Here is a 23,594-nt window from a genome sequence, read left to right on the forward strand (position 1 = left end):
CCTAACCTCCGATGCGGACCTGGCCCACGGCTGGGAACACCCCGGTCGGCCACCGTTCCCCTCCGGCCGCCCGCGCGCTTCTCTCCCGTGCTGGAGCGCACCGAGTCAAGGGTGGGCCGCAGGCCCATCGCCGAAGGCGACGCGCAGCGCCCTTTACTCGGTGCGCGGAAGCACGACACTGGCCGGAGAAGCGGGCTGCCCGACGGTCCTTCTCCAACGGGCGTGCACACTCTTCCCCCATCCGACCTGCACATGTCGCGAACGGCGTGATTTGATCCCGGTACTGCGAGTCCACCGGGGGAGATCCAGCCATGTCCAGACGCCTTTTCACCGTGTTCCTGGCGCTGAGCGCCGCCACCCTCACCTCGTGCTCCGACGGCGGGGGGACGGCCCTGGACGGTGCCGGGAAGAGCAGCAACCTGGTCGGGTACGAGCACACCCAGGTCGGCAAGGAGTACTGGGTGACCATGCCGCAGATGGAGAACACGTCGGGGAAGCCGCTCAGCGTCCTCAGCGGGAAGATCGTTCACGTGCCGGCCGGGCTGCGGATCACGACGTACCGGGTGGTCAGCGACGGCGCCGGCCCTCATCCCATCGGGGTGGTACCCGTAGGCGTCACGGACGACAGCGCCCTCGCTCACAAGGGCAGTTCGTTCCGGATCCCGGCGCACACCCTGTCGCACCTCTACTACGAGGCCCGGATCAAGGTGACCGGCACCGTGCACGGTGACCTGACCAACTGCCGCTACGAGTACCGGCAGGGCTCCACCACGCACCACGAGGACATCGGCTGCGACACCCGGATCCGCCTCGGCAAGCCCGTGACCGGCTGAAGCCCTAGACCAGCCACTTCCCGTCGCGCATCAGGGTCCGCCCGGCCAGTTCGGGAACGGTTCCCCATGCCTGCAGGACCTGCGGGGTGACCTGGAAGAAGACGTACGACGGGTGGTCCTCGCGAGGGTCCCAGCCGTCCTTGGCGGCGAAGGCGTCGCCCACCCCGACCGGAAGCTCCTCCCTGGTCAGCATGCGCGCGGTGCCGTGGACCAGGACCACGTCCCGGGTATGGCCGAAGGAGAGCCGGACCCGGCCCGAGGCACGGAGGTTGCGCCCGGTCGGGTTGGTGTCGCGGGTGGCCAGCCACACGCTCTCGCCGTCCCACCAGAAGGCGAGCGGAACGAGGCACGGCTCGCCGGTGCCGTCGGCCGTGGCGACCCATACGTCATTGTCCCGCGCGAGCCGTTCCAGGGCCTCGTGCTTGCGCTGCTCCTGGCTTCGGGGTTCGCTGCGGCGAGAGTCAACTGATGCCATGCGGCGAGGCTATGACGTGACGCACCCGGTCACATCCGGCGGCGGGACTAGGGCGCTGGGCGTAGGGCCGTACTCGTACGGACCCGGCGGCACAACGCGGTCTAGTCGTGCGCCGCGGGGTCGAAACCCTCGGGCGCCCGGTCCAGGAAGACCGTGACGGAGCTGATCCGGCCGTCCTCGTCGAGGTGCAGGACGTCGGTTCCGGTGGCGAAGGGCGTGCCCTCGTCCTCGCCGGTCAGGATCTCCCACTGGAGCCTCGCGCGGCTGTGGTGGACCTGGGGCTGTTCGCGCAGGCGGAACGTGACCGTGCCCATGTGGGCGGCGAACTGGTTGCGGAAGTCGATCAACGCCTGTGCCCCGCTGAGGATTCCGATCCGGGCGCGGTACTCGACGCCGTCGGTGAAGGCGGCTTCCGCGTAGGCGCGCTGCTCCTGCTCCGTGCCGGTGTTCCAGAACCGTACGTACTGCTCCAGCTGTTCGGCGGTTTCGGTCATGGTGACTTTCCCTTCGCTGCGAACTGCGTTGCCTCGTCCCGACTTTGCGGGCGAGAGGCGCGCGCTGTCGATGACCTGCGAGGTCATTGCCGTGGCCCGTGCCGCCGGGCAGCCTGAGGGACATGACGACGACCACCACCGAACCGGTCGGGGTGCTGGTGCGCCGCTGGCGGGAGCGGCGCCGGCGTTCGCAGCTCGACGTGTCCCTCGCCGCCGAGTTGTCGACCCGGCACCTGAGCTGCATCGAGACCGGGCGGGCGAACCCCAGCCGGGACATGGTCCGGCGGCTGTGCGAGGAGCTGGACGTGCCGCTGCGGGAACGCAACGCGCTCTACCTGGCAGCCGGGTTCGCTCCGGTGCACAAAGAACGTGCCTACGCCGATCTGGGCGCGGCGCGCGAGGCGGTGGAGGCCGTGCTCGCCGGGCACGAGCCGAATCCGGCGCTCGCCGTCAACGTGCGGTGGGAGCTGCTGGCCGCGAACCGCGCCATGGGACTGTTCCTCGGTGACGTCCCGGCGGACGTGACCGGGCCGCCGCTGAACGTACTGCGGGCGACCCTGCACCCCGACGGCCTGTCCGGACGCATCCGGAACCTCGCGCAGTGGCGTGCGCACGTACTGCGCCGGGTCCGCCGCCAGCTGGACCGGACGTCGGCCACGGGGCTCGCCGAACTGCTCGCGGAGCTGGAGGGCTACCCGGCGCCCGGGAGGGACGAGGCCCGGGACGGCGGATCGTTCCACGACGATCTGGTGGTTCCGCTGCGGCTGTCGTCCGAGCACGGCGACCTCGCCCTGCTCTACACCACCACGGTGTTCGGATCACCGAGGGACGTGACACTGGACGAGATCGCCGTCGAGACGTTCTTCCCGGCGGACGCGCGTACGGCGGCACTGCTGCGCGCGATGGCCGGATAGGCGGCCAGAGAGAGCCGCGCCGAGGTTCATCCCGCCGGGTCGAACAGCTTCCAGTTCCCCTCGGAAACGACCTCGGCCACGCCGCTGTCGGTCACCTTGATGGCCGTCTGGGCGTCGATGGCGTACGCCGGACCCGCCAGACCGGCGGCCCACCGTTCCGCCGCGGCCATGGTGTTCTCCGGGCAGTCCGGGCTGCCCACGTGCGGGAAGAGGGAGAAGTCGACGACTCCCAACGCGGCGTCGTCGCCGGTGGGCGGCTCCCAGCCGACGAAGAACTCCCCCACGCGGGGCGTCAGCGCCATGCTCCCGGCGCTGAGCCCCACGTAGACCGTGTCGCGCAGCGACGGGAAGAGGTCGGCGAGTCCGGACTCCCGCATCCAGTGGCACAGGTACAGCGCGTCGCCGCCGTTCACCAGCAGGGCGTCCGCCGCCCGGACCCAGGAGACCCAGCGTTCCCGGTCGATGCCGGGCAGTGCGGTGAGCTCCAGCACGCCCACCGACCGCCACCCCAGCCCGGTCATGGGACTGGGAGACCGGCCGCTGATGAAATGCCACGGGCCGCCCGGATCGCCGTACGGGCCTCCGTAGCCGGCGGTGGGGATGCAGAGGGCGTCGGCCTCGGCGATCGGTTTGCCGAGGAGATCGACCAGCGCCGCCCGGATGCTTTCGTTCCGGACACCGGAGTCGGTGAGGAGCAGTTTCATCAAGCCCCCGCTGAGTAGGGTCACCCGTCCGATGGCAGGATAGGCCGCAAGCGATAGGATCGTGCCATGTCCGCCGACATCGACTTCCTGCCCAGCCGCCCGCACCGCGTCGTCGTGCTCGCTCTCGACGGGGTCTACCCCTTCGAGCTGGGGATCCCGAACCGGGTCTTTCCCTGCGTGCCCGGTGCCTACGACGTGGTGACGTGCGCGGCGACGGCGGACCGTACGGTGGCGACCAGCGCCGACTTCAGCGTCACCGTCGGGCACGGGCCCGAGGCGCTGGAGAGTGCGGACACCGTGGTCGTGCCGCCGTACGACATGGCGCGGATCTCACAGGAGCTGTCCGCGCCCGTCGCCGCCGCGCTGGCGCGGATCCGGCCCGGGGCCCGGATCGTGTCCATCTGTACGGGGGCGTTCGCGCTCGCGGCGGCCGGGATGCTCGACGGGCGGCCGGCGACGACGCACTGGGCGCTGGCGCCGCGGTTCCGGCGGATGTTCCCGCAGGTGGCGCTGGATCCGGATGTGCTGTTCATCGACGACGGGGACGTCCTGACCTCGGCGGGAGCAGCCTCCGGCGTCGACGTGTGCCTGCACATCGTGCGCTCCGACCACGGCAGCGCGGTCGCCAACAGCGTGGCCCGGCAGTGTGTCGTACCGCCGTGGCGGGACGGCGGCCAGGCGCAGTACATCGAGCTGCCGGTGCCGGACGAGGGGGCCACGGGTACGGCGGCCACCCGGGCGTGGGCCCTGGAGAACCTGGAACGGCCGCTGGCGCTGCAGGAGCTGGCCGAGCACGCCCGGATGAGCCGGCGCACCTTCGCCCGCCGCTTCCAGGAGGAGACGGGGACGAGCCCCGGGCGCTGGCTGATCCAGCAGCGGGTACGGCGCGCCCGCGACCTCCTGGAGACCAGCGAGCTGTCGGTCGACCGCATCGCCGCCGAGGTCGGTTTCGCCACGGGCACGTCGCTGCGGCAGCACCTGCACGCGGCGATCGGGGTCTCCCCGCAGGCCTACCGGAACACGTTCCGGGCCACGGCGGTGAGCAAGGCCTGAGCGGGCAGGGACTCGCCCCGGCGCGAGGTCCCGTCACCGGGACGCGTCGCGCCGGGGCGAGCCGGACTCGGGCCGGCGGGCTACTTGCCCGGGCACTGCTTCCAGGCGAGGTGGTAGACGGTGCTGATCTCGCCGTCGGTGGAGTCCATGGTCATGAAGCTGACCTTGCCGGGGTTCGCGCTCCCGGCGTTCACCCGCAGCTCGGTGTTGATGTTGAAGTTGCGCTGGACCCCGCAGGGCGCCCAGACCAGCTGGGCCCAGTCGGTGGTGTCGGTGGCCTGCCAGTTGTCGTTGTAGGGGCCGGTGAAGGGGTGGTTGGCGAACGCGGTGTTCGAGGAGCCCTGGAAGTAGTACGAGGCCCGCTGGGTGCCGGTGGCGCCCGGCTGGAGCGACGCGAAGCCGCGGTAGTCGGCGCTGGCGATGGCGTAGGTGAAGCCGCCCGGCACGTGGACGACCAGGTTGAGCTGGCAGTTGCGGCGGAAGACGGTCGGGTCGGAGTTGCCGCCGGCCTGGGCGAGGTAGGCGCTGTAGGTGACGGTGAAGGCCTCGTTGTCCTCGGACACGGCGACCGCCGTGGTCCCCTGCGGACAGCCGGAGCCGTTCACCGTGGCGACGTTGATGACGATCTTGTCCGGCGGCGGGTCGTCGAAGACGGGCGACGACGAGGCCTGGGCCTGAGCGGGCAGCCCGGTGGTGAGCAGCGCGGCGAGCGCTCCGCCGAGCAGGAGTCCGTGCCTCCTGGATCCCATGGTTTCTCCGGTTCGGTGATCGAGTGGGGGGTTGCACCCGCGGCCGTCCGTAGTTCATCTTTGAAGAAACTGTGAGTTTCCTGTGAAGGCCGGGGCGCTCGCATCGTAGGAAGCCCCACGCGAACCGGTCAGGGTGAACTCCGGCCATTCACAACGCCGGATTTCACACCTCGCCGAAGGCTCAGGGGTTCTCCCAGGCCGCCGGTTCCGCCGCCAGCGCCCGGACCGGCTCCGGCAGGGCGTCCGCCGCGATGTCCGCCACCGTGACACCTTCGAGGATCCTGCGGACGTTGGCGCGCAGGGCGATCCACAGGGGCAGCAGCGGCTGGGCGGTGCCGGTGTAGGCCAGCCCCGTCGGGCGCTCGCCGCGCACCGAGACGATCGGGCCGTCCACCGCGCGGATCAGGTCGGCCACGGTGATCGCGGACGCCTCCCGCGCCAGCCGGTAGCCGCCGCCCCCGCCCCGCCGGCTGTCGACGATCCCGGCGCGCCGGAGGTCACCCAGAATGCCCTCAAGGAACTTGTGCGGGATGTCCTGGGCGCCGGCGATCTCCTCCGCCTTCACGGGGCCCTCACCCTGCCGTACGGCGAGCTCCAGAACCGCCCGTACCGCGTAATCCGCTCGTGCCGAGATCCTCATGCGTCCATTGTGGGGCGTCCTCCCGTGGACAATGGCCGCACCCGCGCCCCGTAAGATCGCCCGGGAGGATCCCTTGGCGCTCAGCAGACGTACCTTCAGTGCCCTCGCCGGCTCGGCCGCGCTCGGTTTCGCCCTGGGCGGCAGCGGCGGCCCCGGGGCGCCCGCGGCCTACGCGGCACGCAGTGTGCCGACCGGCCCGGCACCGGCCGCGCCGAGAGCCGACGGACAGCGGCACACCATCGGCTACGACCACCACTCCCTCGTGGTGGACGGGCGGCGGCTGGTGGTCTGGTCCGGCGAGATGCACCCCTTCCGCCTCCCGAGCCCCTCCCTGTGGCGGGACGTCCTGGAGAAGATGCGGGCGCACGGCTACAACACCGTCAGCATCTACGTGGCGTGGAACTACCACTCCCCCGCACCCGGCACGTACGACTTCACCGGCGTCCGCGACCTCGACCTGTTCCTGCGCACCGCCGCCGAGACCGGCCTGTACGTCATCGTCCGCCCCGGCCCCTACATCAACGCCGAGGTCGACGCCGGCGGCTTCCCCGGCTGGCTCACCGCCACCGAGGGCGCCGCCCGGGGCACCGACCCCACCTACCTCGGCCACGTCGACCAGTGGCTGACGGCCGTCAACCGCATCGTCCGCCGCCACCAGCACACCGACGGCGGCGGCACCGTCCTGCTCTACCAGATCGAGAACGAGTACGACGGCCACGTCACGGACCCCAGCGGCCCCGCCTACATGTCCCACCTCTACCGGAAGGTGCGGGCCGACGGCATCCACGTCCCCCTCTTCCACAACGACAAGGGCCGCAACGGCTACTGGATCCCCGGCTCCTTCGACACCGGCGGCGAGAAGGGCAAGTGGCTGTACGGCTTCGACGGCTACCCGTCGCCCTCCCAGCCCCCGCCGGACTGGGGCGACTTCGGGATCGGCGGCCTCAAGGGCGGCGCGACCGCCAGCCCGCGTACGCCCGGGTTCGTGCCGGAGTACGGGGGCGGCTGGTTCGACCCGTGGGGCGGCGTCGAGTTCGGCGGCAAGGGGTACGCCGAGTCCCGCCGCACCCGGGACGCGGCCTACGAACGCCGCTTCTACCTCACCAACCTCGCCAACGGCCTCACCCTCCACAACGTCTACATGACCTACGGCGGCACCACCTGGGGCTGGCTGCCGGCGCCGGTCGTCTACACGTCGTACGACTACGGCGCCGCCATCGACGAGGCCCGCAACGTCACCACGAAGATCGCGCCGATGCACCAGCTCGGCCATCTCCTGCAACGCGTCCCGGACTTCGCGAAGCTGGACCGCGCGGCCGACGTCCACGTGGCCGGGCTGAAGGCGTACCACCTCACCAACCCCGACACCCAGGCGCACGTCTACGTCCTGCGCAACGACGGCGCCGACGAGGTCACCTCCACGCTGCGGACCGCCGACGGCGACGACGTCGAACTGACCGTCGCGGCCCACGACGCCCGGCTCGTCACCACCGGCCTCTCCCTCGGCAAGCGGAAGCTGCGCTACTGCACCGCCCAGCCGATGTTCGTGCTCACCGCGGGACGCCAGGACATCGCCCTGTTCACCGGCCGCTACGGCGAGATGGCGCACCTCGTGCTGGAGTGCCCGACCGAGCCGTTCGTCCAACGCCTCGACGCCGAGGCGGCCTGGGTCTACGACCAGGGCGTCCTGCACGTCACCGCTCCGCTCGGGCAGGGCGGCCTCACCCGGGTCCTGGTCCAGCGCGGCGAGTCCGACACCCCGCTGCTCCTCCTCTTCGCCGACGACACGACCTCCGTACGGCTGTTCCCGTACGACACCCCGTCCGGCACGCTCCTGGTCTACGGCCCGGCGCTGCTGCGCCACGCGAAGCTCGACGGGTCGGCCGTCCGGCTCACCGGGGACATCGTCGGGACGAGCGGCGTGGAGGTCTGGGGGCCCCGCGGGATCACCTCGGTCACCTGGAACGGGCAGCCGGTACCGACGCGGGTGACCGTCTCGGAGAGCCTGGTCGCCCTGTCGGAGATGCCGGCGGCGCCGCGGCCGGCGCTGCCGGTCCTCGCCGGCTGGCGCCGGAAGACCGAGAACCCCGAGGCCGCGAGCGGCTTCGACGACTCGGCGTGGACGGCCGCCGACAAGAAGACGTCGTTCAGCACGACGGCCGTCCCGGCGGGTCAGCCGGTGCTCTTCGCCGACGACTACGGCTTCCACTACGGGGACGTCTGGTACCGGGGACGGGTGGAGGGCGACCTGACGGACCTGGAGTCGGTCTCGCTCGCCTACAGCACGGGCACCCAGGGCATGCTGATGGCCTGGCTGGACGGGGTGCCGCTGGGCTCGCACCGGATGCCGGTGCCGGATGCGAGGACGGTACGGAAGGGGAGCTGGGCGGCCACGGCCGAGTTCTCCGCCGAGGGGCTGAAGAAGAAGCGGCGGAAGAAGCCGGGACACGTGCTGTCCGTGCTGGTGCGGCGGATGCAGCACGACATGGACGGCGGGTCGCTGGACACGCACAAGGTGGCGCGTGGACTGACCGCCGTCTCCTTCAAGGGCGTCACGCCGAAGGTGAGCTGGCGGATCCAGGGGGCCGCGGCACCGGATCCGGTGCGGGGGCCGCAGAACAACGGCGGGTTGTACGGGGAGCGGGAGGGCTGGCACCTGCCCGGGTTCGCGGACGCGGGGTGGGAGGCGGCCGCGTTTCCCCGCGCCGACCAGGGGATGGGGGTCACCTGGTACCGGACCGGGTTCCGGCTGTCCGTGCCGGGCGGGGTGGACGCGTCGGTGGGGCTGGTGCTGGAGGACGATCCGGCGCGGGCGTATCGGGTGCAGATCTTCTTGAACGGGTGGAACCTCGGGCAGTACGTCAATGACGTGGGGCCGCAGCATACGTTCGTGCTGCCGAACGGGATTCTGCGGACCCGGGGTTCCAACACGTTGGCGCTGGCCGTGCTTTCGGATGGGACGAGCGAGGTCGGGCCGGGGGTTGTGCGGCTGGAGTTGCTGGGGAGTGCGGTCGGAGGAGTCGAGGTTGTGGGGGTGGACTCCCCCGGCCGTTGACTGCGGGTTGTGGGGGGGGTGCTCGCTCAGTTCCTCCCCCAGCCTTCGGCCGGGGGTACCCCCAGCGCCCCTAAAAGCAAGGGGCGCTGCCCCTTAGGCCAGTCGGATCACGTTCCATGACAAGGGCTCAAGAAGGGCCGTGAGCGTGCCGTCGTCCAGCGATGTGCCCTCGGCCGGGTGAGGCGTCACCCGCTCCGGCTCCGCCAAGGTGTTGCGGGCGTCGGTGTCGGCGTCCGCGAGGACGCTGTGTTCCGTGACCTGCGTCAGGTCGAGGCCGTTCAGGGCGATTTCCAGCGGCAGCGGTTCCGTCCGGCTGCGGTTCACGGCGAAGACGGTGACCGTGCCGTCGTCGGCGCGGACGGCGGTGGCGTGCAGCAGGTCGGTCTCGCCGTACTTCTTCGTCTCGTGGGTCGGGGAGTCGACCCGGACGTCCAGGACCTGGCCCCTGCCGTACCGCGACGCCTGGGCGAAGGGGAAGAACGTCGTCTGGCGCCAGGCCGGGCCGCCGGGCTCGGTCATGATCGGGGCGATGACGTTGACCAGCTGGGCCAGGCAGGCGACGGTGACGCGGTCGGCGTGGCGGAGCAGGGCGATGAGGAGGGAGCCGAAGACCACCGCGTCCAGGACGCTGTAGTTGTCCTCCAGGAGGCGGGGGGCCTCGGCCCAGTCCCGCGCGGCGGAGTTCTCGATCTCGTGCCACCTCGACGTGTACCAGACATTCCACTCGTCGAAGGAGAGGTTGATCTTCTTCTGGGACTTCAGCCTGGCGCCCACGTGGTCACAGGTGGCGACCACGTTCTCGATGAACGACTCCATGTCGACGGCGGAGGCCAGGAAGGAGTCGAGATCGCCGTCCTGGGGCTCGTAGTAGGCGTGCAGGGAGATGTAGTCGACCAGGTCGTACGTCTCCGCGAGGACCGTCGCCTCCCACTCCGCGAAGGTCGGCATGGACTGGCTGGAGGAACCGCAGGCGACCAGTTCCACGGACGGGTCCATCTGGCGCATGGCGCGGGCGGTCTCGGCGGCGATGCGGCCGTATTCCTCCGCCGTCTTGTGTCCGGTCTGCCAGGGGCCGTCCATCTCGTTGCCCAGGCACCAGACCTTGATGCCGAAGGGGTCCTTGTCGCCGTGGGCGGCGCGGAGGTCGGAGAGGGCGGTTCCGGAGGGGTGGTTGGCGTACTCCTGGAGTTCCAGGGCCTCCGCCACGCCCCGCGTGCCGAGGTTGATCGCCATCATGGGCTCGGCCTGCGGGCCGACCTTCTTCAGGAAGGCGATGTACTCGGCGAGTCCGAAGCGGTTGGTCTCCGTCGACCGCCAGGCGAGGTCGAGGCGGCGGGGGCGGTCCTCGACGGGGCCGACGGAGTCTTCCCACTTGTAGCCGGAGACGAAGTTGCCGCCGGGGTAGCGGATGGTGGTGACGCCGAGTTCGCGGACGAGGTCGAGGACGTCCGTGCGGAGGCCTTCGGCGTCGGCCGTGGGGTGGGTCGGCTCGTAGATGCCGGTGTAGACGCAGCGGCCTAGGTGCTCGACGAAGGAGCCGAAGAGGCGGGGGGTGACTTCGCCGGTGGTGAAGGCGGGGTCGAGGGTGAAGCGGGCGGTGCGCAATGTTCGCCTTTCGGGGTGGGTTGTTGCTGAATCGTGGGCGAGTACGGGTGGTCTGTGGCTGGTCGCGCAGTTCCCCGCGCCCCTGGGTTGGCTGCCCCTAAGTGAGTTGTGGCCAGCCGTTCCTTGTCCAACCCAAAGGGTTCAGACCCAGCTTTGGCGTGCCGTTGTCGTCGGCGTCGTAGTAGTGGTACGCCAGCCAGGTCTTGCCGTGGGTGCGGAAGGTGGACTCGCCGCCGGGGCCGATGTAGCGGCCGTGGGAGGCGAGGAGGAGGTCGCCGCCGCCCTGGAGCATGGGTGCCCCCGTGCTGTCCACGTACGGGCCCGTCACCGTCGTCGAGCGGCCCACTCTGATCTTGTACGTCGAGTTCACGCCCGCGCAACAGGCGTCGTACGAGGCGAAGAGGTAGTAGTAGCGGCCGTGGTGGAGGATCGAGGCGCCTTCGACGGCGTAGGGGGCGTCCGGGCGGGTGGCCAGGTGGGCGACCGGGGCGCCCGGTATCGCCTTGCCCGTCCTCCGGTCGAGTTCGACCATGCGGATGCCGGTCCAGTACGAGCCGAACGCCATCCACAGCTTGCCGTCGGCTCGGACGAGGGCCGGGTCGATGGCGTTCCAGGAGTCGGTCGTGTCGGAGGTGAAGGCGGGGCCGTGGTCGGTCCAGGTGCCGGGGAGGCCGGTCGGGGAGGTGGCGACGCCGATCGCGGAGTGGTTGGTGCCCCAGGAGGAGACCGCGTAGTAGAGCCAGTAGCGGCCGTCGCGGTAGGAGAGGTCGGGGGCCCAGGGGTCGGCGGTGGAGTTGTAGTCGTACCACCAGCTCGGGGGCGTGGTGAACGCGTTGCCCGCGTCGGTCCAGTCGCGGAGGTTCGGGGAGAGGCGGGCACCGATGATGCCGCCGGTGGAGTAGGCGACGTACTGGCCGTTCTTGAGCTGGTGGACCGTCGGGTCGTGGATGATCTGCTGGCCGGTGAGGGGCAGCGGGTCGGGGTAGGTGACGTCGGCGGTCGCGGTGGTGGGGAGGAGGGCGATGGTCGCGGCCGCGAGCAGCGCGGCGAGTCTGGGGAAGCGCTTCAACTCCGGCTCCTCACTGGCCGGCCAGGCCCGTGTGGGCCACGCCGCGCACGATCTGGCTCTGGAAGAAGACGAACACGATGATCAGCGGGAGGCCCGCGATCAGGCCGCCGGCCATCAGCTGCGGCCAGATGATGCCGAAGGCGTTCTGCACGGTCGCGATGCCGTTGGGCATCGTCATCAGGTCGGGGTTGTTGGTCACCATGTACGGCCACAGGAAGTTGTTCCAGGAGGCGATGAAGGTGAAGATGCCGACCGCCGAGAGGGACGGCTTGGAGAGCGGGAGGACGATGGTGAAGAAGATGCGCCAGCGGCCGGCGCCGTCGATGAACGCGGCCTCCTCCAGTTCCTTGGGGAGCGACTGGAAGAACTTGTAGAGGATGTAGACCATCGCGGCCGGGGCGCACTGGGGAAGGATCATGCCCCAGTAGGTGTCCACCATGCCGAGCGACTGGACCGTGGTGAACAGCGGGACGCCGAGGATGGCCGGGGAGAACATCAGGCCCGCCATGGTGAGCGAGAGCAGGACGCCCTTGCCGCGGAACTCCGTGCGGGCGAAGCCGTATCCGGCGAGGGACGCGACGAGCAGCACGATGAAGGTGACGCAGACCGAGACGACGACCGAGTTGACGAACCAGTTGGGGATGTTGCCGGCGTCGAAGATGCCCTTCCAGGAGTCCCAGGTGAGGTGGTCCGGGATCCAGTGCGGGGAGGCGACCGACTCGGTGGAGGTCTTGAGCGAGGTCGACAGGGCCCAGAAGAGCGGGGCGATCCAGACCAGGGAGAGGCCGGCGGCGACGATCGTGAGGGCGATCTGGGCCGGGGTCCACGTGGAGCGCGGTGTGCGCAGGACGGGGGGCGTGGGGCTGGTCATCGGGTGGCCTCCTCGCGGGTGCGCAGCAGCCACATGCGGGCCAGGGCGACGGCGGCGATGATGATGAAGAGGATCATGGAGATCGCGGAGGCGTAGCCCACGCGGTAGCCGGTGAAGCCCTGTTCGATCATGTACTGGACGAAGGTGCGGGTGGAGTTCTCGGGCCCGGAGCCGAACTGGAACATGATGACGACCTGGTCGTAGACCTGGAGCGAGGCCAGTATCTGGAGCGCGATGACCAGGCCGGTGATGTTGCGCAGGTTCGGGACCGTGATGTGGATCATGCGCTGGAGGGCGTTGGCGCCGTCCAGTTCGGCCGCCTCGTAGAGGTGCTGGGGGATGTTCTGGAGGGCGGCCAGGTAGAGGAGGAAGGAGAAGCCGACGGTCCACCAGAGGGTGGCGATGACGCTCGCCAGCAGGGCCGTGGACTTCTGGGTGAGCCAGGGGGTGTCGAGGCCGAGGGTGTGGTTGACCAGGCCGTTGACCGGCTGGAAGAGCCACCACCAGAGATTGGCGACGACGGCCGACGGGAGCAGGAACGGGGCGAAGAAGCAGAACCGCCACAGCCACTTGAAGTGCACGGTGTGGTGGGCGATCAGCGCCATCAGGAGGGCCATGACGACGATCAGCGGGACGACCCACAGGGTGAACTTCACGCTGTGCCAGAGGGACTGCCAGACCAGGTCGTCCTGGAGGGCCTCCCGGTAGTTGTCGAGGCCGATGAAGCTGGTGTGGTCGCCGGAGATGTTGGCGTCGGTGAAGGAGAGGTACAGCCCTCGGACGATGGGGACGAGGACGAAGAGGCCGTAGAGGACGAAGAACGGGGTGACGAACCAGCCGCCGTGCTGGAGGCGGCGGCCCCAGCGCAGGCGCAGGGTGTCGGTGCCGGTGGCGGTGCGGGCCGCGCGGGTGGCGGAGGGCAGGGCCGTGGTGGAGGCGGTGGAGCTCATGCGCCGGCTCCCTTCAGCTCCTGGGCGGCGGTCTTGCCGTCCATCGGGTTCTTCGAGGCGAGCAGGGCCTCCAGGGCGCTCTTCATGGCGCGGGCGGTGGCGTCGGGCTTGGTGGAGCCGAGGTTCGAGCCGGCGATGAGGGGGCCCACCCGTTTGGAGAGGGTGCCGGTGGAGCCGGCGAACCAGATGTGCGGCTCGGTCGCGAGGTGCTGCATGGCGTCCTGGGAGTACTCGCGCTGCGGCGAGAGCTTCGTGTACGCCGGGTCCTTGAAGGTCGGCAGGTAGGCGGGGACGTGGCCGCCCTGGGCCCAGGTCGCCGCGTTCTTCACCAGGTAGGCGGCGAGCGCGTAGGCGCCCTCGTTCGCGGCGCCGCCGCGGTCGGCCTGGTGGGGCAGGACGAAGGAGTGGGACTCGGCGTGGGTGCCGGGGGTGCCGAAGACCGGGGGCAGGGGCGTGGCGCCGTAGTCGATCTTCGCGGGGGTGTAGACCGGGACCGACCAGTCGCCCTCCCAGACGAAGGGGGCCCCGGCCAGGAACATCGCGGCGTCGTCCGAGCCCGCGATCGCGTAGCCGTCGGTGACGTGCTTGCGGAAGAACTCCAGGACCCGGGTGGCCTTGTCGGTGTCGAAGACCACGCCGGTCTGGTCGGCGTTGAAATAGCCGCCGCCGAGCTGCTGGTAGAAGGCGACGAAGAACCACCAGGAGAAGTTCTGGTCGTTGGCGTGCATGCCGAGGGTCTGCAGGCCGCCCTTGAGCTTGGACTTGGCGGCCTTGAGCATGGCGAACCAGTCGTCCTCGGAGGTGGCGTGCGGGAGCCTGCCGTCCGCGTCGAGCAGGCCCGCCTTCCGGCAGACGTCCTTGCGGTAGAAGTTCAGCTGGACGTGGACGTCCAGGGGCAGCGCGTACAACTGGCCGCCGACGATGCCGCGTTTCCACAGGGTGGGGTTGAAGTCGGCCTCGTGGACGCCGTGTTCGGCGAGCTTGCCGATGTCCCAGGGGTCGAGGAGGCGCCCCGGCGCGAAGCCGGTGACCCGGCCCTGGTGCATGACGGCCAGGTCGGGGGCGCGGTTGCCGGCGGCCGCCATGGCGAGCTTGGTGTAGTAGGGGTCGCCCCACGTGAGGGTGGACGCCTTGACGTCCGTGTCCGGGTGGGCCGTGTGGAAGGCGTCCACCATGGCCCGCATGTTGGCGCCGTCGCCGCCGGAGAAGAGGTTCCAGTAGCGGACGCGGGTGCGCGCGCTCGATGTCAGTGCGTCGGCGCCGGTGCCGAGGGCCGCGAAGCCGAAGCTCGCCGCCACCGCCAACCCTCCCGCCGTGCCCAGTAGGTGCCTGCGACTGAGGCCAGGTCGTCCCATTGCCTGCCCTTACCTTCGGGATCCGTCGTACTCGTGCGTGATCCTTGTTCGAAATATCGGCTCATGCTCGTAACTTCGAACGGGACCGTAAAATCGAAGCGCTTGCGCGTCAATGGGTCGCGCGTGACTTTCGTGCATCGGGCAGCTGTTGCCATATGAACTACCGCTCGAACTACCGGCCCCGGATGGCATGACGCGGACACATCCGGCCGCGTAGTCTCGGACGAGCCGACGCAGCGCGGTGACCGCCGTCGGGGCGGTGCGAAGGGGGAGCGATGGACTTGGCCGGCGCGCGGCACCGGTGGGCCCGGATCGCCGCGGGGCTGCGGCGCTCCCGGCCGGCCGCGGGGCTGCGGCGGTCCCGGGCGAACACGCGGATGCGCCGGCTCGCCGCCGACCTCACCGCCGCCGTCCGCACCAGGTCCCAGAAGCCGGACGGGGTACGGGAGTTGTGCCGGGCGCTGTGCGACGAGATGAGCCTCGGACGCGAGGGCCGGCCCGTCGAGCTGCGGTTCGAACGGTTCCCCGACGAGATCGAGGTCACCGGAGTGTGGGTGGAGTTCCAGGACTTCGACCTGGTGATCGTCGAGGAGCGGGCCGAGGCCGTACAGCAACTGGTCATCCTCGGCCATGAGCTGTGGCACATGCACGCGCGTCACACGCATCACCGCTCGGCCGCGGCGAACGCCCTCGCCGGGCGGCCGGACTGGAACTCCGTCGCCCTGACCGTGGCCGCCCGCAACGGCTCCCGGGAAGCCGACGAGGCCGAGGCCGACGACTTCGGGCACCGGCTCGCGGCCGCGCTCCGGCCCTTCCTGCCCGGACGGGGCGGCGAGGCCGCGCCCGACCCGGTCCAGCGGTCCCTCGGCTACCCCGGACGTGAAGGCGGACCGCGGTGACGTACTCCCCACTGGCCGAGGGCCCGACCGCGTTCTTCACCGGTCTGTACGTCTCCTTCTGGCTGCCGGGCCTCGTGCTCACCGCGGCCCTGGTGATCAAGCTGCCCAGCATCCTCAAACTCTGGCGGGACCCGCTGCTGCGTGCCGTCGGCGGCCTGCTGCTGTTCGCCTGCGCGGTGTTCGCCTTCGCCGCCCCGGCCACCATCGCCTGGACGAACCGGGTCACCGGCGTGCCGAACATCTCGGCGCCCCTGGTGTACTCCCTGATCACCGCGCTGTCCGCGTCCTGGCTGCTGCTGGTCGTGCACTGGCGCAACGGCCACACCGACCGCCGGGAGCAGACCCGGCGCGCGACCCGCTGGGTGGTCTGCGTCTACGCCGCCGTGGTCGTCGCGCTCTGGGTGCTGTTCGCGCTCTCCGACGTGCCCGTGGAACAGGTCCGGAACCTGGACACCTACTACGCCAGTACGCCGTTCATGCGCGAGGAGATCCTGCTCTACCTCCTCGCCCACACCGTGGCCTGCGCGATCACCACCCGGCTGGTGTGGAACTGGATCCGCACCGACGGCCTCGACGCCTGGCTGCGCTGGGGACTCAGGTTCCTGGGCATCGGCTACGCGACGAACCTGCTCTTCAGCGCGGCCAAGTTCACGGCCGTGGTGGCCCGTTGGACCGGTCACGACCTGGACTGGCTCAACACCAACATCGCACCGTCGGCCGCCTGCATCGCCGCCACGTTCGTCGCGATCGGCTTCATCGTCCCGCACGCCGGCCAGTACTTCCACGACCGCTGGCTGCTGCGCCGCCGGCACCGCGCCCTGAAGCCGCTCGCCCGGCTGATGCGGACCGTCACCGGCGACCGCGAACCGCTCGCGCTGCGCGCCACCGCCGAGATGCGCCTGATCCGCCGCGAGACGTACATCCGGGACGCGCTCCTGCAACTGTCCCGGTTCCTCGACGAGAAGCTCCGCGGCCGGGCCTACGACGCCGCTCTCGCCCTCGGCCACGAACCCGGCCGGGCCCAGTCCCTCGCCGCCGCCGTGGCGATCCTGGAGGCCGTCGCGAGCGGACGGCACGCCCCGGACGACGGCGGCACGGGCGAGACCGACACCTCGTACCTGCTCCAGGAGATCCAGGCCGTTTCCGAGGTCCTGGGCCACCCCGACGAGATCACGGCGGTACGCACCCGTGCGACCGTCCCGGCAGAGAGCATGTCCGCGCATGAGTGAACGTCCCTCCCCCGCCAGAGCCGCCGTGGTCCTGGGGGGATCACACACCGGCATGCTCGCGGCCCGGGCCCTGGCCGGCCTCGCCGAGCGGGTCGTCGTCGTGGAACGCGACGAGCTGCCCGTGACGCCGGCTCCCCGCAAGGGACTTCCGCAGGCCCGGCACGCCCACATGCTCTGGTCGGGCGGCGTACGGGCGATGGAGGAACTGCTGCCGGGCGTCACCGCGGCCCTCCTGGACGCCGGGGCGCGCCGGGCCCCGGTCACCACGGACATGGTCGCCCTCTCGGCACAGGGCTGGTTCCGCCGCTGGCCCGAGTCCCACCACGTGCTGCTGGCCGGGCGGGACCTGCTGGACGCGACGGTCCGCGCGCGGGTCCTCGCGGACGGGCGCGTCGAGGTGCTCGGAGGCACCGAGGTGCTCGGGCTCACGGGCGGCGCGGCGGCGGTCACCGGGGTCCGGGTGCGGGACCGCGAAGGCCGGGAGCGGACCGTCGAGGCGGACCTGGTCGTCGACGCCACCGGCCGGGGTTCCGGAGCCTCCCGCTGGCTCGCGGCGCTCGGGCTGCCCGCGCCGGAGCGCCGCGAGGTCGACACCGGTCTCGCCTACGCCAGCCGGCTCTACCTCGCACCCGAGCAGGCCCGCGCCGGCTTCCCGGTGATCAACGTGCAGCCGGACCCGCGGGACCCCGGCCCCGGCCGGGCGGGCTTTTTGCTGCCCATCGAGGACGGCCGCTGGATCGTCACCCTCAACGGCACCCGCGGGGGCGAACCGAGCTCCTCCGCCGACGACTTCGTCCCGTTCGCCCGCGACCGGCTGCGGCACCCGCTCATCGGCGAGCTGCTCGCACAGGCCGAGCCGCTCTCCGACGTCGCCGTCACCCGCGCCACCGTCAACCGCCGGTACTTCTACGAACGCATGCGCGCCTGGCCCGACAACTTCACGGTCCTCGGCGACGCCCTGGCCGCGTACAACCCCGTCTACGGCCACGGACTGGCCGTGGGCGCGCAGAGCGCCCTGCTGCTGCGGGACCTGACCCGGCGTCACGGCCTCGGCACGCCCGGCCTGTCCCGGCGCGTCCAGAAGGCGGTCGCCCGGCCGGTCGGGGCGGCCTGGGACCTCGCCATCGGGCAGGACGTGTTCTATCCCGGCGCGACGGAGAACGGGCCGACGGCCCGGGACCGCATCCTGTCCGCCTACGTCTCCCGCCTCATGTACACGGCCACGGGCAACGGCCGCATCGCCCGCCGCGTCACGGACGTGACCTCACTCGAGCGCCGCGCAGAGGTACTCCTCACCCCGTCCGTCCTGCTGGCAGCCCTGGCGGGCCCCCTGAAACCGGCCCTGACCGGCCCACCGCTCACCGCGGAGGAGTTGAAGAGGGCGGGCTTGCAGTAGAGCCGCTGCGAGGCGCCCCGTCAGGGGCGCGGGGCTGTGGTGAATGTGCGGCTGCCGCCGCGTGGGCGCGACCAGCCCCCACGCACCCGCAGGCGAAAGACCACCCTGCCGCGCTGGGCAGTCGACCGTCTGCGGCGCCGTCGTGGCTGATCGCGCAGTTCCTCCCCCAGCCTTCGGCCGGGGGTACCCCCAGCGCCCCTGACGGGGCGCTGTCGCACGACCGTCGGCAGCCTGCGGGAGCTGATCGCGGCCACGCGGCCGCAGCCGCACATTCATTGCAGCCCCGCACCCCTGACGGAGCCTGCCGAACGGCCGTCGGCAGCCTGCGGGGGCTGATCGCGGCCACGCGGCGGCAGCCGCACATCACACGCAGCCCCGCACCCCTGACGGAGCCTGCCGAACGGCCGTCGGCAGCCTGCGGGGGCTGATCGCGGCCACGCGGCCGCAGCCGCACATCACATGCGGCCCCGCACCCCTGACGGGGCGCTGCCGTTAGGTCAGCCCTGGAAGGCCGGCTGGGCCACGCCCCTGCCCGCGTCCGGGATCACCAGCAGGGACCCGGCCGTCGGGTGCGGCGCCTTCTGCCCCACGCGGGCCGTCGTGACGTACAGGTCGGTCAGATCGGCGCCGCCGAACGCGCACGCCGTCGTGAGCGTGGCGGGCAGGGCGATGATCCGGTCCAGGTCGCCGTCGGGCGTGTAACGCCGTACCGCTCCCCCACCCCACAACGCCACCCAGACGCAGCCGTCCGCGTCGACCGTCAGGCCGTCCGGGAAACCGGCGTCCTCCTCGATCGTCACCAGCGGGCGGCGGTTGGTGGGGAGTCCGTCGGCGTGGTCGAAGACGTCCACCCGGCGGGTCGGCGTGTCGACGTAGTAGACGCGGCTGCCGTCCGGGCTCCAGCCGATGCCGTTGCTGACGGTGACGTCCGGCAGCAGCGTCGTCACCGTGCCGTCGGGTGCCACCCGGGAAAGCGTGCCGCCCCCGGTCGCCTCGTCGTAGCGCATCGTGCCCGCCCACAGGGAGCCGTCGGGCGCGACGGCCGCGTCGTTGGCGCGGCGGCCCGGGACCGGCTCGCGGTGCAGCCAGCGGAACGTGCCGTCGGGGTCGAGGAGGCCGACGCCGTCCCGGAGGTTGAGGACCAGGCCGCCGCCCGCGCGGGGCTTGACCGCGCCGACGTGCTGGTCCGTCGTACGGATCGTGCGGCGCCCGGTGGCGGGGTCGTACGTGTGGATCCGTGAGCCGAGGACGTCGATCCATATCAGGCGTCCGGTCGCCGGGTCCCAGGTGGGACCCTCGCCGAGGGTCGCCTCCGTGGCGACCGCGACCTCGTACGCCGTCGTCGTCACCGTCGTCATGCCACGCTCCGGTGGCCGAGGCGCTCGGAGAGTTCGGCGGCGCCCTTGGCCGCGAGCTGCTCCAGCTCGGCGCGGCGCTCGTCGCTCCAGCGGATCATCGGGACGGAGATGGAGAGCGCCGCGACGACCTGGCCGGTGCGGTCGCGGACCGGCGCGGCGACGCAGGAGACGTCCGGGTTGGACTCGCGGCTCTCCACGGCGATACCGCGCGCGCGGATCTCCGTGAGGGCCTCGCGCAGGGCGCCCGGCTCGGTGATGCTGTTCGGGGTCATCGCGACGAGGTCGGCGTCGTCCGGGATGCGCGCGGTCAGCTCCGGCTCCGGCAGCGAGGCCAGCAGCATCTTGCCGACCGAGGTGCAGTGGGCGGGCAGCCGGCGGCCGGCCGCCGAGACCATGCGGACCGCGTGCGTGGAGTCGACCTTGGCGATGTAGATGACGTCGGTGCCCTCGAGGATCGCCACGTGGACGGTCTCGTCGCAGGTCTCGGCGACGGACCGGGCCACCTGCTGGCCCTCGGCGGCGAGGTCGAGCTGCTCGGCGTACCGGCTGCCGAGCTGGTACGGACGGACGCCGAGCCGGTAACGTCCGGGCTGTCCGGGTACGGGCACGATGTACGACCGGGCGGAGAGCGTGGTCACCAGCTCGTGCACGGTGGTCCGCGGCAGCTGGAGTTTGCGGACTATGTCGGGGGCGGAGAGGGTCCCGTCCCCGTCGAGGAAGAGCTCAAGAATGTCGAGAGCCCGGGTCACGGCAGGCACGAGGCGTCCCACGTCCGGCCCCCTCCCTTGGGTCTAGGCGCCGGATATCGGTGCGGCGCGCGTCTCAGCTGCGGAGCCGTTCGAGATATCAACAGGCGATCGGCATGACGAACACAGGCTAGCCATCTGGGATTCCACGGGCAATGGCCTGGAAGAAGCCGGGTAGCGGCGCGTGCACCATGGGTGGCATGCAACTGGACTTCCAGCTGGTGCTGCTGCGCCGCATGGCCGACCACAACCCGGACCTGGTCGAGGACGCCCGGCGCACGCTGGGCGCGTCGATCGCGGACATGCGGGAGGCCAACAAACGCTGGCAGGCGATGGCCCGCTCGCCCCGTTCCCGCTCGGCGGCGGCCCGCTACCGGTCGGTCCTCGGGCCGCCCGAGCGGGAGACCAAACTCACCGTCGGAGACCTGGAGTGCGCGGCCTGGCAGTGGCCGCTCCCCCTCTGGCCCACCCTGCGCTTCGAGGTCGTGGTCGGCCCCGGCGGCGCGGTCTGGAACGAATGGCTGGTCCGCGCACCCGGCGCCCCCGCCCCGAGGCTGGAGACCTATGACGACCTCACCCCCTGGTCCTGCACGGTCGACGAGGCCGCCCGCGCCTTCGCCCCCGCCCGCCCCCTGGAGGGCACGGCCCCGGCCCTCCCCCACTTCGTGGGGGGACCCCCAGGGCTCACCTTCAAGGTGCCCGACGGCCGTCAGGTGGTCGCCGAGTTCACCTGGGGCCTGCTGCAGCGCACCGCCGTCACCGACGAGCCGCGGTGAGGATCGCCTCGGTCACCCCGGCCACCGATCCCGGGTGCAGGAACAGGAACAGGTTCGGTTCGACCAGCTCCAGCTCCATCACCTGCGGCTGCCCGTCCGCGCCGTCGACCAGGTCCACCCTGGCGTACAGCAGCTCGGGCGCATCCGGTACGGCGGCCAACGCGCGTTCCGCCACGGCGAGTTCGGCCGGAGTCGGAGTCCAGGTCTCCAGATCGGGGTGGGCGACCTTGTCCGCGTCGTACGCCGTGCCCGGCGTGAGCACCGCCCGCTTGCGGCTGGCGTGCAGCAGCCGCCCGCCGAAGAACTGCAGCGCCCGCTCCCCGCTGACGTCGATCCCGGAGACGTACGGCTGGACCATCGCGGTCAGCCCCTCCTCGTGCATCCGGGCGAGGTGCCGTACAGCCGTACCGTGCTCGCCGGGCGTGTAGCGGGCGGCGAACCGGGCACCGGCGCCGAAGGTGGGCTTGACGACGAAGTCGCGGTCGGCGGGGAGGGCGGGACCGGCCGGGTCACCGGGGGCCAGGTACCGGGTCGGCACGACGGGCACACCGGCCGCCGCGAGGTCACCGAGATACCGCTTGTCGGTGTTCCACCGCACGACCTCCGCCGGGTTCGCGATCCGGGTCGCCTTCCCCACCCGCTCCGCCCACGGCACGAACTCGTCGGCGCGCCAGCTGTAGTCCCAGGCGGAGCGGATGACGACCAGGTCGTGGGCGCCCCACTCCGTCTCCGGGTCGTCCCACGGGCGGGCGACGGCCTCGGCCCCCGCGTCGGCCAACGCCCGCAGCAGTACCGGCAGGTCCTGGTCCCTGTTCAGTTCCGTGCCGGGGTCGTAGGTGGCGAGGGCTATGCGAGGCACGGTGGAGCTCCCTTGGCTGACGGCGACCGCGTATCCCCGGCAGGCTAACGGGAACGCTGTTGACCTTCACCTTCGGTGAAGCCCCAGCATCGGTGGCGGACGTCGAGGAACGTGAGACGGGCGGGGAGACGGCATGGAGTGGCTGACCATCGGGGCCTTCGCGAAGGCGTGCCGGCTGTCGCCGAAGGCGTTGCGGCTGTACGACGAGCTGGACCTGCTGAAGCCCGCCCGGGTCGATCCGGAGACCGGCTACCGGTACTACGCCGGCGCGCAGCTGGAACGCGCCCGGCTGGTGGCCTGGCTGCGGCGGCTGGGCATGCCGCTGGCGCGGATCCGGGAGGTGTGCGCGCTGCCGCCCGGACCGGCCGCCCGCGAGGTGCGGGCGTACTGGGCCCGCGTCGAGGCGGAGACCGCCGTACGGCGGGACCTGGCCGCGTTCCTCGTCGACCACCTGTCCGGAGAGTCGAGAAGGGACACGACGAACATGCTGGAACTGCGTTATGCCGCCCACTCGGACCGGGGGCATGTCCGGCCGTCCAACCAGGACACCGCGTACGCGGGGCGCCGGCTGCTGGCCGTCGCCGACGGGTGCGGGCCGGCCGGGGCATCGGCCAGTGCCGCCGCCGTGGCGGCGCTCAAGCCCCTGGAGGAGGCGGAGCTTCCGGCCGGGAACGTGCTGAACCTCCTGGAGGACGCGGTGCGTTCGGCGGCCGAGGCCGTACGGGGGGTGGCGGAGGGAAGTGCGGATGTGGGTACGACACTCACCGCGCTGCTGTGGACCGGGTCCCGGCTGGCCCTGGTGCACATCGGGGACTCGCGGGCGTATCTGCTGCGGGACGGGGAGCTGTTCCGGATCACGCACGACCACAGTGTGGTGCAGACGCTGATCGACGAGGGCCGGCTGACGCCGGAGGAGGCCGAGAGCCATCCGCAGCGGATGCTGCTGGCGAAGGCCCTGCCGGGTGACACCGCCGACACCCCGGACCTGAAACTGCACGAGGCCCGGGCAGGCGACCGGTACCTGGTCTGCTCGGACGGGCTGACCAGGGAGGTCTCGGAGGAGCGGATCAGGGAGTTGCTGGGCGGGGGCGAGCCGGGGGACGCGGTGCGGGTACTGGTCGGGGCGGCCAACGAGGCGGGCGGCACCGACAACGTGAGCGCGGTCGTCGCCGACGTCGTGTCGCCCACCCACCCGTCTCGGTCGGACAGGAGTCCAGGGCAGAACGAGACCCGACCGGAGTGAAAAGCCGCCGCCCAGGCCCCCCGGCCCGACCGACGACAGGCCGCGGAGCGAGCGCGCCGACCGCAGGGCCGGGGGGACCGGGGCGGGAGGGCGACCGCGGGGCGAGCACGCCGACCGTGGGCCGGAGGGTCGACCGGGCGCGGCTGCACTGGCTGGAGCTCGCGGGCCGTGGGCGGTGGAGGTGCGGCTCGCGCCCGATTTGTGCGCGGTCGTCGGGACGCGGCGGCGGTGCGGGCCGGGTGATGTGATCAACGTCGTGGTGCGGAACGCGAGTGGGGCGGCCCTGGAGGGTGGCGGCTGGTGTAGGAAGAGGCTGTCGAG

22 protein-coding genes are annotated in these 23,594 nt (G+C 71.5%); 9 read left to right on the forward strand and 13 right to left on the reverse strand.

Going from position 1 to position 23,594, the window contains the following annotated elements:
• Positions 1-311 precede the first annotated feature (311 nt).
• Positions 312-833, forward strand: a complete 522-nt coding sequence (locus tag ACZ4UV_RS03760; RefSeq protein WP_467835688.1) for a hypothetical protein — start codon at positions 312-314, stop codon at positions 831-833.
• 4 nt (positions 834-837) lie between these two features.
• Here ACZ4UV_RS03760 and ACZ4UV_RS03765 read toward each other — a convergent pair whose 3' ends face one another.
• On the reverse strand, positions 838-1,308 hold the full coding sequence (locus tag ACZ4UV_RS03765; RefSeq protein ID WP_351700991.1) for a pyridoxamine 5'-phosphate oxidase family protein: 471 nt from the start codon (positions 1,306-1,308) through the stop codon (positions 838-840).
• 101 nt (positions 1,309-1,409) lie between these two features.
• On the reverse strand, positions 1,410-1,802 hold the full coding sequence (locus ACZ4UV_RS03770; RefSeq protein ID WP_451021694.1) for a nuclear transport factor 2 family protein: 393 nt from the start codon (positions 1,800-1,802) through the stop codon (positions 1,410-1,412).
• 122 nt (positions 1,803-1,924) lie between these two features.
• On the opposite strand from ACZ4UV_RS03770, the gene ACZ4UV_RS03775 reads away from it, so the two are divergent.
• On the forward strand, positions 1,925-2,716 hold the full coding sequence (locus ACZ4UV_RS03775; protein ID WP_451021695.1) for a helix-turn-helix domain-containing protein: 792 nt from the start codon (positions 1,925-1,927) through the stop codon (positions 2,714-2,716).
• Positions 2,717-2,742: 26 nt separating this feature from the next.
• On the opposite strand, the gene ACZ4UV_RS03780 is transcribed toward ACZ4UV_RS03775, so the two are convergent.
• Positions 2,743-3,420, reverse strand: coding sequence for a Type 1 glutamine amidotransferase-like domain-containing protein (locus ACZ4UV_RS03780; protein WP_451021696.1), 678 nt, complete (start codon positions 3,418-3,420; stop codon positions 2,743-2,745).
• A gap of 66 nt (positions 3,421-3,486) precedes the next feature.
• Between ACZ4UV_RS03780 and ACZ4UV_RS03785 the strand changes: the two genes are divergently transcribed.
• Positions 3,487-4,473 (forward strand): GlxA family transcriptional regulator, encoded by a 987-nt coding sequence (locus ACZ4UV_RS03785; RefSeq protein WP_467835691.1) that lies wholly within the window; start codon positions 3,487-3,489, stop codon positions 4,471-4,473.
• Positions 4,474-4,553: 80 nt separating this feature from the next.
• On the opposite strand, the gene ACZ4UV_RS03790 is transcribed toward ACZ4UV_RS03785, so the two are convergent.
• Complete coding sequence (locus tag ACZ4UV_RS03790) at positions 4,554-5,222, reverse strand: DUF4360 domain-containing protein (protein ID WP_390045195.1); 669 nt, start codon at positions 5,220-5,222, stop codon at positions 4,554-4,556.
• Positions 5,223-5,403: 181 nt separating this feature from the next.
• Positions 5,404-5,862 carry an RrF2 family transcriptional regulator gene (locus ACZ4UV_RS03795; protein ID WP_093503415.1) on the reverse strand — a complete coding sequence of 153 codons (459 nt, stop codon included), beginning with the start codon at positions 5,860-5,862 and terminating at the stop codon, positions 5,404-5,406.
• A gap of 73 nt (positions 5,863-5,935) precedes the next feature.
• Between ACZ4UV_RS03795 and ACZ4UV_RS03800 the strand changes: the two genes are divergently transcribed.
• Positions 5,936-8,917 carry a glycoside hydrolase family 35 protein gene (locus ACZ4UV_RS03800; RefSeq protein ID WP_467835693.1) on the forward strand — a complete coding sequence of 994 codons (2,982 nt, stop codon included), beginning with the start codon at positions 5,936-5,938 and terminating at the stop codon, positions 8,915-8,917.
• A gap of 93 nt (positions 8,918-9,010) precedes the next feature.
• Here the strand turns inward: ACZ4UV_RS03800 and arfA are convergent, their stop codons facing one another.
• The 5 genes from arfA to ACZ4UV_RS03825 form a co-directional block, all read right to left on the reverse strand.
• Positions 9,011-10,522, reverse strand: coding sequence for an arabinosylfuranosidase ArfA (arfA, locus tag ACZ4UV_RS03805; protein ID WP_467835695.1), 1,512 nt, complete (start codon positions 10,520-10,522; stop codon positions 9,011-9,013).
• A gap of 97 nt (positions 10,523-10,619) precedes the next feature.
• Positions 10,620-11,591, reverse strand: a complete 972-nt coding sequence (locus tag ACZ4UV_RS03810) for an arabinan endo-1,5-alpha-L-arabinosidase (RefSeq protein ID WP_451022021.1) — start codon at positions 11,589-11,591, stop codon at positions 10,620-10,622.
• A gap of 10 nt (positions 11,592-11,601) precedes the next feature.
• Complete coding sequence (locus ACZ4UV_RS03815; RefSeq protein ID WP_451022020.1) at positions 11,602-12,462, reverse strand: carbohydrate ABC transporter permease; 861 nt, start codon at positions 12,460-12,462, stop codon at positions 11,602-11,604.
• Entirely contained in the window at positions 12,459-13,412 is a 954-nt protein-coding gene (locus ACZ4UV_RS03820) for a carbohydrate ABC transporter permease (protein WP_451022019.1), read from the reverse strand. Before ACZ4UV_RS03820 ends, ACZ4UV_RS03815 begins: the two co-directional genes overlap by 4 nt.
• Positions 13,409-14,767: an extracellular solute-binding protein gene (locus tag ACZ4UV_RS03825; RefSeq protein ID WP_467835698.1), complete on the reverse strand. Its 1,359-nt coding sequence runs from the start codon at positions 14,765-14,767 to the stop codon at positions 13,409-13,411. The genes ACZ4UV_RS03820 and ACZ4UV_RS03825 overlap by 4 nt, the downstream gene beginning before the upstream one ends.
• 275 nt (positions 14,768-15,042) lie before the next feature.
• Between ACZ4UV_RS03825 and ACZ4UV_RS03830 the strand changes: the two genes are divergently transcribed.
• The 3 genes from ACZ4UV_RS03830 to ACZ4UV_RS03840 are packed head-to-tail and all read left to right on the forward strand — an operon-like array spanning position 15,043 to position 18,291.
• On the forward strand, positions 15,043-15,666 hold the full coding sequence (locus ACZ4UV_RS03830; protein ID WP_451022017.1) for a toxin-antitoxin system, toxin component family protein: 624 nt from the start codon (positions 15,043-15,045) through the stop codon (positions 15,664-15,666).
• Complete coding sequence (locus ACZ4UV_RS03835) at positions 15,663-16,895, forward strand: MAB_1171c family putative transporter (RefSeq protein WP_451022016.1); 1,233 nt, start codon at positions 15,663-15,665, stop codon at positions 16,893-16,895. The genes ACZ4UV_RS03830 and ACZ4UV_RS03835 overlap by 4 nt, the downstream gene beginning before the upstream one ends.
• Positions 16,888-18,291, forward strand: coding sequence for an FAD-dependent monooxygenase (locus ACZ4UV_RS03840; RefSeq protein ID WP_467835701.1), 1,404 nt, complete (start codon positions 16,888-16,890; stop codon positions 18,289-18,291). Before ACZ4UV_RS03835 ends, ACZ4UV_RS03840 begins: the two co-directional genes overlap by 8 nt.
• A 497-nt stretch (positions 18,292-18,788) precedes the next feature.
• Here ACZ4UV_RS03840 and ACZ4UV_RS03845 read toward each other — a convergent pair whose 3' ends face one another.
• Both ACZ4UV_RS03845 and ACZ4UV_RS03850 read right to left on the reverse strand, forming a co-directional pair.
• Complete coding sequence (locus tag ACZ4UV_RS03845) at positions 18,789-19,649, reverse strand: SMP-30/gluconolactonase/LRE family protein (protein WP_467835702.1); 861 nt, start codon at positions 19,647-19,649, stop codon at positions 18,789-18,791.
• Positions 19,646-20,419: an IclR family transcriptional regulator gene (locus tag ACZ4UV_RS03850; RefSeq protein WP_451020255.1), complete on the reverse strand. Its 774-nt coding sequence runs from the start codon at positions 20,417-20,419 to the stop codon at positions 19,646-19,648. The genes ACZ4UV_RS03845 and ACZ4UV_RS03850 overlap by 4 nt, the downstream gene beginning before the upstream one ends.
• Positions 20,420-20,595: 176 nt before the next feature.
• Between ACZ4UV_RS03850 and ACZ4UV_RS03855 the strand changes: the two genes are divergently transcribed.
• Positions 20,596-21,171 carry a hypothetical protein gene (locus ACZ4UV_RS03855; RefSeq protein ID WP_451020256.1) on the forward strand — a complete coding sequence of 192 codons (576 nt, stop codon included), beginning with the start codon at positions 20,596-20,598 and terminating at the stop codon, positions 21,169-21,171.
• Here the strand turns inward: ACZ4UV_RS03855 and ACZ4UV_RS03860 are convergent.
• A complete protein-coding gene (locus ACZ4UV_RS03860) occupies positions 21,152-22,030 on the reverse strand; it encodes an ATP-grasp domain-containing protein (RefSeq protein WP_467835704.1) in 879 nt (292 codons plus the stop codon). The two genes, ACZ4UV_RS03855 and ACZ4UV_RS03860, sit on opposite strands and share 20 nt — an antisense overlap.
• A gap of 133 nt (positions 22,031-22,163) precedes the next feature.
• On the opposite strand from ACZ4UV_RS03860, the gene ACZ4UV_RS03865 reads away from it, so the two are divergent.
• On the forward strand, positions 22,164-23,273 hold the full coding sequence (locus tag ACZ4UV_RS03865; protein WP_451020258.1) for a MerR family transcriptional regulator: 1,110 nt from the start codon (positions 22,164-22,166) through the stop codon (positions 23,271-23,273).
• Positions 23,274-23,594: the final 321 nt, after the last annotated feature.

This window comes from Streptomyces sp. NPDC028289 (assembly GCF_055565975.1).

Bases quoted from the DNA above. Each gene is read 5' to 3' on its own strand.
- ACZ4UV_RS03760 (WP_467835688.1), top strand. From the start codon at position 312: ATGTCCAGACGCCTTTTCACCGTGTTCCTGGCGCTGAGCGCCGCCACC.
- ACZ4UV_RS03765 (WP_351700991.1), bottom strand. From the start codon at position 1,308: ATGGCATCAGTTGACTCTCGCCGCAGCGAACCCCGAAGCCAGGAGCAG.
- ACZ4UV_RS03770 (WP_451021694.1), bottom strand. From the start codon at position 1,802: ATGACCGAAACCGCCGAACAGCTGGAGCAGTACGTACGGTTCTGGAAC.
- ACZ4UV_RS03775 (WP_451021695.1), top strand. From the start codon at position 1,925: ATGACGACGACCACCACCGAACCGGTCGGGGTGCTGGTGCGCCGCTGG.
- ACZ4UV_RS03780 (WP_451021696.1), bottom strand. From the start codon at position 3,420: ATGAAACTGCTCCTCACCGACTCCGGTGTCCGGAACGAAAGCATCCGG.
- ACZ4UV_RS03785 (WP_467835691.1), top strand. From the start codon at position 3,487: ATGTCCGCCGACATCGACTTCCTGCCCAGCCGCCCGCACCGCGTCGTC.
- ACZ4UV_RS03790 (WP_390045195.1), bottom strand. From the start codon at position 5,222: ATGGGATCCAGGAGGCACGGACTCCTGCTCGGCGGAGCGCTCGCCGCG.
- ACZ4UV_RS03795 (WP_093503415.1), bottom strand. From the start codon at position 5,862: ATGAGGATCTCGGCACGAGCGGATTACGCGGTACGGGCGGTTCTGGAG.
- ACZ4UV_RS03815 (WP_451022020.1), bottom strand. From the start codon at position 12,462: ATGACCAGCCCCACGCCCCCCGTCCTGCGCACACCGCGCTCCACGTGG.
- ACZ4UV_RS03820 (WP_451022019.1), bottom strand. From the start codon at position 13,412: ATGAGCTCCACCGCCTCCACCACGGCCCTGCCCTCCGCCACCCGCGCG.
- ACZ4UV_RS03825 (WP_467835698.1), bottom strand. From the start codon at position 14,767: ATGGGACGACCTGGCCTCAGTCGCAGGCACCTACTGGGCACGGCGGGA.
- ACZ4UV_RS03830 (WP_451022017.1), top strand. From the start codon at position 15,043: ATGGACTTGGCCGGCGCGCGGCACCGGTGGGCCCGGATCGCCGCGGGG.
- ACZ4UV_RS03840 (WP_467835701.1), top strand. From the start codon at position 16,888: ATGAGTGAACGTCCCTCCCCCGCCAGAGCCGCCGTGGTCCTGGGGGGA.
- ACZ4UV_RS03845 (WP_467835702.1), bottom strand. From the start codon at position 19,649: ATGACGACGGTGACGACGACGGCGTACGAGGTCGCGGTCGCCACGGAG.
- ACZ4UV_RS03855 (WP_451020256.1), top strand. From the start codon at position 20,596: ATGCAACTGGACTTCCAGCTGGTGCTGCTGCGCCGCATGGCCGACCAC.
- ACZ4UV_RS03865 (WP_451020258.1), top strand. From the start codon at position 22,164: ATGGAGTGGCTGACCATCGGGGCCTTCGCGAAGGCGTGCCGGCTGTCG.